13 protein-coding genes are annotated in these 13,102 nt (G+C 50.9%); 9 read left to right on the top strand and 4 right to left on the bottom strand.

Going from position 1 to position 13,102, the window contains the following annotated elements; all coding sequences use genetic code 11:
* Positions 1-81 precede the first annotated feature (81 nt).
* On the bottom strand, positions 82-660 hold the full coding sequence (locus PW844_RS16785; protein ID WP_299454102.1) for an XRE family transcriptional regulator: 579 nt from the start codon (positions 658-660) through the stop codon (positions 82-84).
* Between the two features lie 63 nt (positions 661-723).
* Between PW844_RS16785 and PW844_RS16780 the strand changes: the two genes are divergently transcribed.
* The 6 genes from PW844_RS16780 to PW844_RS16755 all read left to right on the top strand — a co-directional run bounded on the left by PW844_RS16780 (position 724) and on the right by PW844_RS16755 (position 7,015).
* The gene (locus tag PW844_RS16780) at positions 724-1,233 is read left to right on the top strand and encodes a GNAT family N-acetyltransferase (RefSeq protein ID WP_299454101.1); all 510 of its coding nucleotides are present in this window, start codon (positions 724-726) and stop codon (positions 1,231-1,233) included.
* Positions 1,234-1,357: 124 nt separating this feature from the next.
* Entirely contained in the window at positions 1,358-2,275 is a 918-nt protein-coding gene (locus tag PW844_RS16775) for a LysR family transcriptional regulator (RefSeq protein WP_299454099.1), read from the top strand.
* Between the two features lie 238 nt (positions 2,276-2,513).
* Positions 2,514-2,843, top strand: coding sequence for a DUF485 domain-containing protein (locus PW844_RS16770; RefSeq protein ID WP_299454097.1), 330 nt, complete (start codon positions 2,514-2,516; stop codon positions 2,841-2,843).
* The gene (locus PW844_RS16765) at positions 2,840-4,645 is read left to right on the top strand and encodes a cation acetate symporter (protein ID WP_299454094.1); all 1,806 of its coding nucleotides are present in this window, start codon (positions 2,840-2,842) and stop codon (positions 4,643-4,645) included. Before PW844_RS16770 ends, PW844_RS16765 begins: the two co-directional genes overlap by 4 nt.
* 46 nt (positions 4,646-4,691) lie before the next feature.
* Positions 4,692-5,711: a carbon-nitrogen hydrolase family protein gene (locus PW844_RS16760; RefSeq protein ID WP_299454092.1), complete on the top strand. Its 1,020-nt coding sequence runs from the start codon at positions 4,692-4,694 to the stop codon at positions 5,709-5,711.
* A gap of 182 nt (positions 5,712-5,893) precedes the next feature.
* On the top strand, positions 5,894-7,015 hold the full coding sequence (locus PW844_RS16755; protein WP_299454090.1) for a glycosyltransferase family 9 protein: 1,122 nt from the start codon (positions 5,894-5,896) through the stop codon (positions 7,013-7,015).
* Here the strand turns inward: PW844_RS16755 and PW844_RS16750 are convergent.
* Positions 7,012-7,731, bottom strand: coding sequence for an SDR family oxidoreductase (locus PW844_RS16750; protein ID WP_299454087.1), 720 nt, complete (start codon positions 7,729-7,731; stop codon positions 7,012-7,014). The genes PW844_RS16755 and PW844_RS16750 overlap by 4 nt on opposite strands.
* A gap of 141 nt (positions 7,732-7,872) precedes the next feature.
* Between PW844_RS16750 and PW844_RS16745 the strand changes: the two genes are divergently transcribed.
* Both PW844_RS16745 and PW844_RS16740 read left to right on the top strand, forming a co-directional pair.
* Entirely contained in the window at positions 7,873-8,769 is an 897-nt protein-coding gene (locus tag PW844_RS16745) for a LysR family transcriptional regulator (RefSeq protein WP_299454085.1), read from the top strand.
* 122 nt (positions 8,770-8,891) lie between these two features.
* Positions 8,892-9,377: a helix-turn-helix domain-containing protein gene (locus tag PW844_RS16740; RefSeq protein WP_299454082.1), complete on the top strand. Its 486-nt coding sequence runs from the start codon at positions 8,892-8,894 to the stop codon at positions 9,375-9,377.
* A gap of 2 nt (positions 9,378-9,379) precedes the next feature.
* On the opposite strand, the gene PW844_RS16735 is transcribed toward PW844_RS16740, so the two are convergent.
* A complete protein-coding gene (locus PW844_RS16735) occupies positions 9,380-10,390 on the bottom strand; it encodes a LacI family DNA-binding transcriptional regulator (RefSeq protein WP_299454079.1) in 1,011 nt (336 codons plus the stop codon).
* Positions 10,391-10,428: 38 nt separating this feature from the next.
* Positions 10,429-11,703 carry an O-acetylhomoserine aminocarboxypropyltransferase/cysteine synthase family protein gene (locus PW844_RS16730; protein WP_299454077.1) on the bottom strand — a complete coding sequence of 425 codons (1,275 nt, stop codon included), beginning with the start codon at positions 11,701-11,703 and terminating at the stop codon, positions 10,429-10,431.
* Between the two features lie 317 nt (positions 11,704-12,020).
* On the opposite strand from PW844_RS16730, the gene PW844_RS16725 reads away from it, so the two are divergent.
* On the top strand, positions 12,021-13,100 hold the full coding sequence (locus PW844_RS16725) for a DUF917 family protein (RefSeq protein ID WP_299454074.1): 1,080 nt from the start codon (positions 12,021-12,023) through the stop codon (positions 13,098-13,100).
* Positions 13,101-13,102: the final 2 nt, after the last annotated feature.

Below are 13,102 nucleotides of genomic sequence, written 5' to 3'. Positions count from 1 at the left end.
GGTGGTCAGATGACGCACCCTTAAAAACACCAGTAATAAGACTAAAAGCGTTTTACCAGCAGGGGTTTCAATCGTATAAAGTCATGAAGATTTAAGTACCACCACGGCATAAAAGCAGGGCTTTGCTGTGGCATTTTTGAAAACACAATCGGTGGGATCCCCCAGTTCCAGACAATCGCCCTTATGCATCTCAAAAAGGGTACTGCCTTCCTGAAAGGTGAGGGTACCCTCAAGCACCCAGATCAGCTGACGGCGGGACAGATAAGATATCGCTGGCATGGGAACGGCAACGCCTGCTGGAAGTTCAACGCTTACCAGGTCAACGGGGATTTGTCCCGGTGATATGTGGCGTCTGATGTAACCGGTCTCCGGGTCTTGCCAGACCGCCTGTTGATCGTGTCTGACCAGCGTGCCGGTCTGAACCTCGCTCAGCGCTATCAGCTGGGACATACTCATATCAAAAGCACCCGCCAGACGCGCCAGCAAGGTTGCGGTAGGGCTGCTCTCGCCACGTTCAATTTTGTGGATCATTGCCCGGGAAACACCCGAGTTTTCGGCAAGGTCTGTCAGAGACCAGGCTCGCTTTTCCCTTTCGGCCTTAATTTTTTGTCCGATCCGCTGGTTTACATCATCTTCTTTACTGGACAATTTATCTAACATAATGGATAACTAAGATAGTGAACAATACATCTACTTTAGTGACAGAGAAACGAGGTGTCCACCATGAAGATTCGAACCGCAAATGAAGGGGATGCAGATGTCATCGCCGACATTTATAACGACGCAGTACTTAATACCACGGCTATCTGGAATGACAAAACCGTCGATTTCCTCAACAGAATTAAATGGATGCGCGATCGGAATGACGCTGGCTTCCCAGTGCTGGTTGCTGTTGATGAGCAAGGGCAGGTACTGGGTTATGCCTCATATGGCGACTGGCGTCCGTGGGATGGCTACCGCCATACGGTGGAACACTCAGTTTATGTCCACAAAGAGGCTCGCGGCAAAGGTGCGGGGGGAGCCCTGATGGCCGAACTGATTCAGCTGGCTCAGCAACAGGGCAAACACGTGATGGTGGCGGGTATCGAATCCGGCAATGAAGCCTCTATCGCACTGCATAAAAAACTGGGTTTCACCGAGGTCGGGCGGATGACTGAGGTGGGAACCAAGTTTGGTCGCTGGCTGGATCTGACTTTCCTCCAGTTGCGCCTGGATACCATAACCCATCCCTGATACGGGACGGCACAGGGAAGTGCCCTGGCAATGAAGTAAATAAACAATGCTTCGCAGTGGTAATCTCAGCTGATATTTTTATCAACATACTGAATTCACATCAGACACAAGCCTGAGAAACCCGATGCAACCTTCAATGCCCAACTGGAATGATCTGCGAATATTTCTGGAAGTTTATCGTTGTGGCAGCCTGTCTGCGGCGGCACGTCAGTTACGTATCGATGTTTCCACCGTGTCACGTCATATCGCCAGCCTTGAAAAGTCGCTGGCTGCCCCGGTATTTCAACGACTGCCGGCTGGACTGAAAGCCACCACTAAAGGACGTGAAATTCTCTCCTTTATAGAATCCATGGAATCCCATTCGCTGGCGATGATGCAGACGGATAAAGCGGGTGTCAGCCATTTGCCCGCCGGGGAAATCAGAATTGGCACCATGGAAGGGATAGCGTCGTTCTATCTGGCCGGGAAGATCGGTAAGTTTAATGAAAAATACCCCAATATTCTGGTGGAATTATTAACTTCATCGCATCAGGTGCATGTGAACCGTCGCGAAGCCGATCTTTTTCTCAGTTTTTATCCCTATGATGGTAAAGGACTGGATATTCTTCCGGTGGGTAAGTTCAGGCTCTATCTGTATGCCCATAATGATTACCTACAAAAATACGGTGCTCCCGCCCATATCAGTGAGTTGCGTAATCATAAATTTATCAGTTATATCAGCGACCTGATTCAGCTGGATACCGTGCGCTGGCTGGATGAGGCGATTATTAATCCGGATATTATCTTTAGTTCCAGCAGCCTGGTTGCACAAATGTTTGCCGCCGCCAGCGGGACAGGCATTGCTATGCTGCCGGAATTTATGCAGGCGGAGCGATTTGGACTAAAACCCCTACTCAGGGAGTCGGTTGAAGTGAGCCGTGTGGTATGGCTTTCCGTCCATAGCGAACTGCGTTATTTGCCAAAGATGAAAGCTATCATCGCATTTTTGCTGGAGGTGTTCGGAAATGATTATCCGAACGATCCTGGTATTCGCTTAAAATGATGTCATTGCACTGACAAAGTGCAAACTCTGAGCAAGCCAGGTAAATGCTAAAACCATTAATATCAATGTAATGGGGTTGTATCATGCCTCCATGCTAGTGTCAGATCTTATCAGCCAACTCAAATTCCTTTTATTGGTGCAGTACCGCCCTTGCAAAAATGCAAGGGCGAGTGCTAAATCGCCAGTTCCTCATAGTTATCCCGTTTGTTAGGATTTCCGGAAAGAATGGGGAATCACAATGAACAATGAAATAGAAACAACAGAGCTGAGAATTAATAAGATATATTCTTCGGGGGAGTTTAAATCACACGTAAGAAACAAAGGTTTGATAATAACCTTTCTGGTGCTAATCACCTTTATTTTCTTCTTTTCATTACCACTGCTGAACTCGTTATTTCCGGCAGTGATGAAATACCAGATTGCCGGTTCATTTAATATCGGGCTGTTATGGGTCATCCTCCAGTACCCATTGGGTGCAGCGGTTGCATGGTGCTACGCAAAAAAGATGGGGCGCTATGACGACCCGAAATGGATCACACATTATCTGGCACGTGGTAAAGCGAAATGAAAACGAAATATCTGCTGGCTGTAACCATACTTACTCTTTTTTCTGCAACGGCGAATGCCGCCGACACCATGGTCGGGCAGGGTCACAAATATATGACCTTTACCATTTTTACCCTGTTGTTCCTGGCATCACTCTCCATCACCTGGATTGCCTCACGTAAAAACAGTTCTGCCGGAGATTTTTACACCGCCGGTGGCCAGATTGGGCCGTTGCAGAACGGGCTGGCCATTGCCGGGGATTATCTCTCGGCTGCCGCTTTTCTGGGTGTTTCCGGGTTGATCGCGCTTTATGGTTTTGATGGTGTTAATTACCTGATTGGCTTTTTCGTCGCCTTCATTCCGGTATTGTTACTGGTTGCCGAACCATGCCGCAACCTCGGACGTTACACGCTGGGTGATGTGCTGGCCTGGCGTAATGGTTTTCGTGCCACCAAGTTTGTCGCGGCGGTATCGAGCGTCATCGTGGCGCTGTTTTATATGGTGCCGCAGATCGTCGGGGGCGCGGTGATCGTCAGGGCACTGATTGGCATCCCCTATGAAGTGTCAGTGATTGCGGTTGGCATGCTGATGCTGATTTATGTCGCGTTTGGTGGCATGCGTGCGACGACGGCGGTGCAGGTCACCAAAGCCGTATTGTTGATCTCCTGTTGCTTTATCCTGGTGGTGCTGTCCTGGTTACCCTTTGGCTTTAATGGCCTGGCGTTCCTCAACACCCTGACCGCCGATCATCGCCTGCAACAATACGTGATGTCGCTGGTTAACGATCCTTCGTTCACGCCGCAGGAGGCAGGACAACGCTTTTTAGAAGCCGGGCTTTACCTGAAAAAACCGCTTGAGCAGGTTTCTCTCGGACTGGCCCTGCTGCTGGGCACCGCAGCCATGCCACATGTGCTGATGCGCTTCTTCGCCGTGCGTAATTCTACCGATGCCAGAAAGTCTGTGCTGTGGAGCATGTTGTTTATCGGTGTTTGCCACCTGTTCATTATCGTCATTGGCTTTGCCTGCGCACATTACCTTGGTGCGGATGCGGTAAAAGCAGCGGATAAAGGTGGCAACCTGGCGGCCCCGTTACTTGCACAGTATCTGGGTGGCGGCGCTGAAAGTTTTGCGGGCAACTTCCTGCTGGCGCTGGTTGCCGCTATTTCCTTCGCCACCATCGTTGCTGTTGTCGCCGGTCTGACGCTGGCGGCTGCATCGGCGATGGCGCATGACGTCTATGTCGGCGCGATTAAGAACGGCGTCGCGACCGAACGGCAGCAGGTTGCCGCAGCGAAAATTGCCACATTGCTGATGGCGGTGGTGGCGGTTATCGCCGGAATCGAAGCCAAAGGGCAAAACGTGGCACACCTCGTTGGTCTGGGCTATGCAGTGGCGGCTTCTGCCAACCTGCCGGCACTGGTGATGTCGCTTTACTGGAAGCGCTGCAATACCGCAGGGGTGATCGCCGGGATCGTCGGCGGCACCGTGCTGGCTATCGTTATGGTGATGGTTTCACCCTCAATGACCTATCCGCTCCATCAGCGCGCGGTGCTGGAAGGCCAGCTGAAAACACGGGCTGCGGAACAGGCAAATACGCCGTCACGTCAGGCGTTGCAAGCGCAGATCAACGCTATCCCGGATGACGCCACCAGTATTGTGGGTCTGAAAGCCCCGCTGATTGAACTCAGCAACCCTGGCATTGTGTCAGTGCCTGTTGGCTTCCTGCTGGTGATTGTCTTCTCTCTGCTGTTCCGTGACGAACGCGCTGAGCGTTTATGGCCGGAACTGGCGGTTCGCAGGGAACTGGGGCCGCAGCTGAAATGAACTCCCGGCCGTGAATAAATCCGGCCGCATAAATAAGGACTGAATGATGTTTTTACCTCAAGTGAAAGTGGCTGCCGTGCATGCTGCACCGGTTTACATGAATGCCCAGGCCACTCTGGAGAAGGCGCTGGCCTATATTGCGGAAGCCAGCCGCAACGGTGCTGAACTGGTGGTGTTTCCCGAATCCTTCATTCCCGGATTTCCGGTGTGGGCGGCGCTGTGGGGACCGATCCATAACCACCGCTGGTTTGAGAAAATGGCAGAAAACAGCCTGCTGATTGATGGCCCTGAAATTAAGGCACTGTGCAGTGCGGCTGCCCGTCACGATATTCTGATCTGCATGGGGTTCAGTGAGCGCAGCCCGGTCAGCGTGGGCTGTCTGTGGAACTCTTCGGTGCTGATCGATCAAAGCGGGCAGATTATTAATCATCACCGCAAACTGGTGCCGACTTTCTATGAAAAGATGGTCTGGGCGCCGGGGGATGGTGCCGGCCTGAAGGTATGCGAAACCCGCATCGGCCGCGTGGGAGGATTGATCTGCGGCGAAAACACGAATCCACTGGCGCGTTATGCATTGATGGCGCAGGGAGAGCAGATCCACATTTCGCAGTGGCCTTCTATCTGGCCGACTAAGCGACCTGCCGCCGGAGGGAATTTTGATAACCTGGCGGCCAATCGAATCCGTGCCGGGGCGCATTCATTTGAAGCGAAATGCTTTGGCATTATGAGTGCGTCAGTGATGAATGATGAAATGAAAAACATGCTGATTGACTGCGACAGCGCGGTCGCGGACATTCTGGAAAACACCCCGCAGGCCGCCACCCTGTTTGTTGACCCGACAGGCACACCGATCGGCGACACGCTGCAACATGAAGAGGGTATTGCCTGGGCCACCTTTGATCTGAAGAAGATCATCGAAGTGAAGCAACTGCATGATGTGGTGGGTTATTACAATCGTTTTGATGTTTTTAACCTCGAGGTTAATCGACGCCGACTGGTTCCGGCGACGTTTTCCGACGATGATGTTCAGCCCGAGGCAGAAAATAAAGTGGTGGAACAGCAATAAATATTCCGTCAGCTGAACAGGGGCCAGGGACGGCTCACTCTGCTGATTAAATAATATTCCTGCTAACCACTTCCTTTCCTGTTTTTTGTTCTTTTTATTGTCAGGAAACCGTAAAAATCAATTCCACTATGCAACCATCACCAAACGCCAATGTCTTCATGGAGGCATGATAATGTGTTTCTATGGTGAGTAATGTGAAGAATAAAAAGATACTGGTGATCTGTCGGGATAATATTGGTGATAGTTTGCTTGCGACACCGTTAATAAAACAACTTTCCAGGAGCAACGAGGGACGAATAGATATTCTGACCAACAGTTATGCATCGCCGATATTTGATGGAAATCCGTATATCGGGAAAGTGTGGATATACAGTAAAACTAAACACTGTCAAAACAGGTTCTCTGCGTTAAAGTCGTTATGGGACAGGGTACGGCTTTGCCTGGCGTTAAACCGGGAAAAATATGATTGTGTGGTGATTGCGAAATCACTTTGGGATAAGCATTCGCTGAAGTGGGCCAAAATTATTCGTGCAAAGGAGATCGTTGCTTTCGGTAATGACCGCCATCCACGCATCACCAGACTGCTGCCAGTGCAGGACAGCAAACTCCACGTAGCAGAAGTGTTTTTTAATCTGGCGAAAGGGGTTTATGTTGGTGCTATGGAACCTGAAGGGCTTGATATTTATCCGAAAACTGAACTGGTTGATCACTATCGACGTGTGATAAATAACAAAGACAATCAGATGTTGATTGCGATACAAATCAGCTCACGCAAGAAATGCCAGCGATGGCCGCTGGAGAGCTTTATTTCCCTGGTGAAGAAAATAGCTGACAGAACGTCCTTTCGTATTGTTTTGCTGTGGTCGCCCGGCGAAGAAAGCTCACTGACACATCCAGGCGATAATATTAAAGCGGAAATGATCACCTCCGCCTGTAAAGATATTAATTTAACGCCGGTCTATACCGATTCGTTAGAAGATCTTAAAGCGGTGCTGGCGAATTGCCATGCGATGGTTAGCAGTGATGGCGGGGCGGTGCATATCGGTGCGGCAACCGGATTACCGGTAGTGGCGATGTACGGTAATAGCGATCCGGCAAACTGGCATCCGTGGAAAGTACCGCATTGTATTCTTCAGGGTATTGATAACAATGTCAGTAATATTACGTCTGAACAGGTGTTTAAGTCGCTAATATCATTATTGCCCGCTATTCCTGAGCAAAAAAAAGATCATAGCCCGGAAAGACAATCGCTTTCCGGACCGGATTTTATGGCGACAGAAAAATTCCAGAGGAGTGGGGTTTAAGCAATTGCACCGCCACCGTCAACCAGCACCGTCGAGCCAGTGGCATACGGGGTAGAAGCAAGATAGAAAATCGCGTTGGCGATATCTTCCGGCTGCCCCATGACACGCGCCGGTAATGTTGCGGCAGTGTCTTCATACATCTTCTGACGATCCGCCTCGGGTAAGCCTTCCCATAACGGTGTGGCGATCATGCCCGGTGAAACGGTATTAACGCGAACTTTTTGCGCAGCCAGTTCCAGCGCGAGACCACGGCCTAACGACTCGATGGCCGCGTTGATGGCACCCTGTAATACCCACTGACCCGGACGCACACTCAGGAAACCAGAAATAAAGGTCAGTGAACCGCGTTCATTGATGGATACCGCCCGCGCCACGCGATAGGCACCCCAGAATTTGCTGTCCATCGCGCTATAGGCATCGGATAAGGCCAACTCTCGTACCAGACCGCCTGGCGTTTGTGCCGCACTGACCACCACATGATCAAAACTACCCGCCTGGGCAAAATATTTTTCGACAGCGACGTCATCGGTGAAATCAAGGGCGGCGGTGTGTACTCCGCTGCCAATGCGTTGCGCCACAGCATTCAGCTTATCCAGACTACGTGAAGCGATAACCACCTCGGCACCCGCTTCAGCAAAAACTTTTGCCGCCGCAGTGCCGATCCCTGAACTTCCACCAACGACAAGTACACGTTTACCTGCGAAGGAATGTGACATGAGAATGCTCCTGTGATGTTAACTGACGCGATAACACAACGCGCTCAGGACGATAAATACAGTGTAGACAGGGATGCTATCATTGGATTAAACAATGATAATCAATGCAGAAAATAATTAACTATTCGTGGATTAAGAATAATGGATCAACTCAGCCTGTTTCGTCTGTTTATCGCCATTGCTGAACGCGGCAGCCTGGTGGCGGCATCACGGGCGCTGGCCATCGCCCCCTCGGTGGCAACGCTGGGCCTGCAACGTCTGGAAGAGATGCTTGGCGTGGTGCTGGTTATTCGTACCACGCGCCGCTTATCCCTGACGCCGGAAGGGGAACGTTTTCTGGCAGATTGCCGCCGCATCCTGATGGATATCGAGGAGGCGATCGATGCATTATCCGATCGCGGACCATTACGTGGGGAGATTCGGCTGACGGCGACCAATGACTTTGGCCGTAATACCCTGGCACCCTTGATTGATACGTTTATGCAGAGCAACCCGGAAGTCCGTATTGCGCTGTATCTCAGTGACTCGGTGATTGATCTCGCCGAAAGTGGTTATGACATTGGCTTACGCTTAGGATCCTTCGGCAAATCGCGCGCTGACAGGCAGCTACTGATCGCCGGTACGCGCCAGGTGTGTGCGTCCCCTGCATACTGGCGAAAGGCGGGTAAGCCGCAGCATCCGCTGGAACTGGAACAGCATAATTGCATGGTGCTGGCTCGCCCAGATGCCCCGCAATCGATTTGGTACTTCCGCGATGATGACAGGGAATTCGGCGTGCGAGTCAGCGGCGATCGTACAGCCAACGAAGGGGCGACACTGCGCAGCTGGGCCATTGCGGGAGCCGGGGTTATTCTCAAATCCAGCATTGATATTATTGATGATGTTGCACATGGGCGATTAGTCCCGGTGCTAAGCGGCTTTGAACTGGCCGAGGGGCATGACTATAACCTGTATGCCATTACGCCTGCTGGCCGTCGCCAGTCGCGTCGTGTGAAGGCGCTGGTCGATTTTCTGCGGCAACAGCTGGCGACACCTTAACCAGACGGGAATAGACTGAACCTGGATGCGGGCTTATTTTTATCTTGAAAGTAATCGATTACAAAATAATAATATCCGACATCTACCCCACGCTGACATCCCACAACAGGAACCCGTGATCCATGAACCCGGCAACGCTCAATAGCCATCCCGACACTGATCTGCAGTTCCGCAATGTTGTGGTGGACATGGTTGACTGGATTGAGAAAAACCTCGGTGCAGATCTGCAATTGAGAAGGGTAACGAAGAAAAGCTGCTATTCCCACTGGCATTTTCAACGCCGCTTTACCGAGATCAGTGGCTGGAAGCTAGGGGAGTACATCAGGGCACGCCGCCTGGTGAATGCCGCTTATGATCTTGCTTTCACAAGCAAAAGCCTGGCTGAGATTAGCGTTGAGTATGGGTTCAAAAGCCAGAATTCTTTTTCCAGAACATTTATTCGGTTGCTACGCATTAAGCCCAGCGTGGTGCGTAAAGACTTTGCCGGTCATGGCGATGCATTGTGCCAACTGACCTTCCACCTGCTGCCATGCGGGGACTGGTATCGTCAGGACGATTTGCTGTTACTTTGCGGCGAGCGGGAAAAACAGCCCGCGATGGCGGGCTGAGTCTAATCTGATTCGCGCACAATCAGCCTTGCTTGCTGCAAATGTTGAAAATCTGCTTCTCCAGGCTGAAAGATACGTCGGCTAAAAAAGATACCCAGTTGCTTACCATTCTCTTTAGGAAAGGGATCCATGGTGGTGAGTGGCGGGCTTGAATAGGTTGCGCCAGGCGTATTACCGTAACCAATCAGGCTAATGTCTTTGCCGGGTTGCAGCCCCAAAAGACGGCACGCTGCCATGGCGCCGATAGCGATATCATCCGTTGCGCAGACAATAGCGGTGGGGATGGGCTGTACTTTAAGCAGGCGACTGGCCAGCACATAACCGTCCATCTCGGTCAGCCCCCCGACCATTTGCCACTCGTTACGATAGATAAGCTGATGATCCAGTAAACACTGCTTGTAACCCTCGTGGCGTAAGCGTGCATAGTTGAATTCAGCCGACGTATTGATAAACGCAATATGCTTATGGCCGCGAGCAATTTGCCGCGCGGTAGCCTGATAGAACGCATCGAAATGATCGACATCCACCCATGCATGCGGGGTGGAGGATTGCGTTCTGCCAAAGGTAATAAAGGAGACATTTTGTTGCTGGGCAAACTTAACGCGCAGGTCATTAACCCGCGTCCGCAATATCAGAATGGCGTCGACCAGTTTTTGCTGCACCATGTCCTGATAGCCACGGACATCGTCATCACTTTCATTGCTGTGCTGATTGGTGATGAGCAATTTCAGGCCAGAAGCCTGTAATTCAAAAACCAGCGCCCCCAGCATGGATGAGTAAAATGGCTCAACCAGCATGCCATTAACCAGTGGCGGCGGCAGGACCACACCGATCATATTGGTTTTGCCGCCTTTAAGCCTTCTGGCAACCGGATTAGGGATATAGCCTAATTCGATGGCCCGCTGCATAACGCGTTGCCGGGTATCATAAGCCACATCGCTATAGCCATTCAGCGCCCGTGATACGGTTGACGTTGATAACTTTAGGTCTTTGGCCAGTTCCGAAAGTGACATACATGTTCCCTGAAATCGCTGTCTGAACGAAAAGTGATTTAGCTTACCCGGTCAAGCGCTTGTCTTAAATCATTTAGAATATCATCGATATCTTCGATACCCACCGACAGACGAATCATTTCTGGCGAGACACCCGCAGCAAGCAATTCAGCGTCGTTTAACTGACGATGCGTTGTTGAGGCGGGATGGCAGGCCAGAGAACGCGCGTCACCAATATTGACCAGGCGTTTGAAAAGATTGAGCGCATCGTAGAACGTTTCACCGGCTTTGAAGCCGCCTGTTAAACCGAAGGACAGAATCCCGGAAGGTAAACCCTGCATATAGCGCTGAGCAAGTGCATGATGGGGATGTTCGGGCAATCCGGCGTAATTAACCCAGGAAACCGCCGGATGCTGTTGCAAAAACTTCGCCACCTGCAGCGTGTTGGCCACGTGAGCTTTCATGCGCAGCGTCAGTGTTTCGAGACCCTGCATCAATAAAAAGGCATTCATCGGAGACAGGGAAGCGCCGGTGTTTCTCAGCGGAACCGTGCGGGCGCGCGCGATAAATGCTGCTTCACCGAAGCTTTCGGTATAAACCACGCCATGATAAGCAGGCTCAGGGGTCGTCAGGCAGGAGAATTTCTCTGGATGCAAATGCCATGGGAATTTCCCGCTATCCACAATGACGCCACCCAATGAATTGCCATGACCGCCAACATATTTGGTCAGGGAATGGACAACAATGTCGGCACCATGCTGAATCGGTTTGCATAACACCGGCGAAGCAACGGTGTTATCAATCATTAAAGGAATGTGATGTTGATGGGCAACCTGCGCCAGGGCAGCGATATCAATAATATTACCGGCGGGATTACCAATGCTTTCACAGAAAACGATTTTGGTATTTTGTTCGATAGCTTTTTCGATAGCCTCGGGACTGTCATTTTCGGCAAAAATCACTTTGATGCCGAGGCCCGGCAACATATGCGCTAACAGGGTATAGGTGCCGCCATACAATTGCGGTGTTGCGACAATGCTGTCCCCGGCACGCGCTAACGCCAGAATGGCGCAGGTTATTGCGGCACTGCCGGAAGATAATACGAGCGCACCAATCCCTCCTTCCAGGGCAGCCATGCGCTTCTCCAGAACATCATTGGTTGGATTCATGATCCGACTATAAATATTACCCGGCACCTCCAGATTAAAAAGGTCGGCGGCGTGCTGGGCACTGTCGAATTCATAAGCGACATTCTGATAAATAGGCACGGCAACACTTTTGGTTACCGGGTCGCACTGGAAGCCAGCGTGAATAGCAAGGGTGGCATCTTTCATTATTATCTCCTTAAGATAAGTAATACGGGAGGTATCGAATCGGATAAATTGAGCATTAGATGTAATGCATCCCGATCAATTCTTCAATCCCTGCATCTTTCGTTCTCATCAGCTAATATTTAAAAAATGCCCAATTTGGTGCGATGTATGGTGCGTGCGCACTCTTTTTGTGCATAAAAAGAACGATTGTTATTAATAAAGGGGAATCAAAAACGGTTTTGTTAACTGGCATCCGACTTGCAGCGAACAGGAAAATACGCCTTATTTTATTTTCTAATAAACTTAGAATTAAAAAACACGACTACGGTGGTTGATACATGAGAGAGTTAAGTTTAAAAGATGTCCAGCCTGCAATGTATGGTGGGTTATTGCTGTCGGCGGGGGGGAGTGGTGTTAATAATTCTCTGGAGAAACACGATCTCGCGGCTGAAGTGGCACTGGGTCTTAATATTGTCAAACTGGCGGAATTGGATGAAATCGATCCTGAAGGGTATGTATTAATTTCCACATCAGTAGGTGCGCCAGGATTTGCCCAACCAGAACTGGTGTTAAAAGATCATATTACCGCCGCCGAAAATCTGATTGAAAAACTCGGGCGCAAACCTGCCGGTGTGATGTGTGGTCATGTCCCCGGATTTAATGGCTGGCTGGTGGCTGCGGCCCTGGATCTGCCCTACATTGACGCGGCCGCCAATGGCCGTGGGCATCCCACCGTGAAAATGGGCGGAATGGGACTGGCCTCCAGGCCGGATATCTCGATTGTTCAGGTTGCGCAGGCAGGTTTTGCCTCATCCGGGTCAAAAATTGCCGTCGTCGCTGAAGGGAATTTGATCAAAACCTCCCAGGTCATGCGCCATTGCGCCACCATCAGTGGTGGGTTGGTAGCCTCAGCGAGAGGCCCTTACCAGGCTGATTTTATTCGTGAAAATGGGGCTGCCGGGGCCATATCGTTCCAGATTGAACTCGGCAAGGCGATGTTATCCGCCCCCCAGGGATTGGCCCGGGCTAGTGCTGCCGCCGCATTTATGGGGGGAGAAGTCATTCTGACCGGTAAAGTGGTAACGAACGATGTGGTCTATCAGGATGGCTTCGACATTGGTTTTGTCACCATAACCGATGGCACTGAGACCCTGCGTCTTGGGGTTTACAATGAATATATGACGGCCGAAAAAGACCATGCTCGTCTGGCGACATTCCCGGACATGATTGGCTCTGTCGATGCATTGACCGGAGACCCGATTGCCATTTCAACCATGAAAGTGGGCCAGGAAGTCAGCATTATTATTGCGCACCATTCCTCCTTCCCGTTGGGTAAAGGTGCTCTGGACCCGGTGGTATTTGCAGAGATCGAGCAAGGGCTTGGGCTGGAACTGTACTCATATATAAACGCAAAATAACA

Origin of the sequence: Pantoea sp. (assembly GCF_028283705.1) — a bacterium.
Taxonomy (GTDB): Bacteria; Pseudomonadota; Gammaproteobacteria; order Enterobacterales; family Enterobacteriaceae; genus Pantoea.
Note: the sequence above shows the minus strand (reverse complement) of the source record. Positions and strands in the feature narration are given on the sequence as shown.

Coding starts and splice junctions, on each gene's coding strand:
- PW844_RS16785 (WP_299454102.1), bottom strand. CDS start 660: ATGTTAGATAAATTGTCCAGTAAAGAAGATGATGTAAACCAGCGGATC.
- PW844_RS16780 (WP_299454101.1), top strand. CDS start 724: ATGAAGATTCGAACCGCAAATGAAGGGGATGCAGATGTCATCGCCGAC.
- PW844_RS16775 (WP_299454099.1), top strand. CDS start 1,358: ATGCAACCTTCAATGCCCAACTGGAATGATCTGCGAATATTTCTGGAA.
- PW844_RS16770 (WP_299454097.1), top strand. CDS start 2,514: ATGAACAATGAAATAGAAACAACAGAGCTGAGAATTAATAAGATATAT.
- PW844_RS16765 (WP_299454094.1), top strand. CDS start 2,840: ATGAAAACGAAATATCTGCTGGCTGTAACCATACTTACTCTTTTTTCT.
- PW844_RS16760 (WP_299454092.1), top strand. CDS start 4,692: ATGTTTTTACCTCAAGTGAAAGTGGCTGCCGTGCATGCTGCACCGGTT.
- PW844_RS16755 (WP_299454090.1), top strand. CDS start 5,894: ATGGTGAGTAATGTGAAGAATAAAAAGATACTGGTGATCTGTCGGGAT.
- PW844_RS16750 (WP_299454087.1), bottom strand. CDS start 7,731: ATGTCACATTCCTTCGCAGGTAAACGTGTACTTGTCGTTGGTGGAAGT.
- PW844_RS16745 (WP_299454085.1), top strand. CDS start 7,873: ATGGATCAACTCAGCCTGTTTCGTCTGTTTATCGCCATTGCTGAACGC.
- PW844_RS16740 (WP_299454082.1), top strand. CDS start 8,892: ATGAACCCGGCAACGCTCAATAGCCATCCCGACACTGATCTGCAGTTC.
- PW844_RS16735 (WP_299454079.1), bottom strand. CDS start 10,390: ATGTCACTTTCGGAACTGGCCAAAGACCTAAAGTTATCAACGTCAACC.
- PW844_RS16730 (WP_299454077.1), bottom strand. CDS start 11,703: ATGAAAGATGCCACCCTTGCTATTCACGCTGGCTTCCAGTGCGACCCG.
- PW844_RS16725 (WP_299454074.1), top strand. CDS start 12,021: ATGAGAGAGTTAAGTTTAAAAGATGTCCAGCCTGCAATGTATGGTGGG.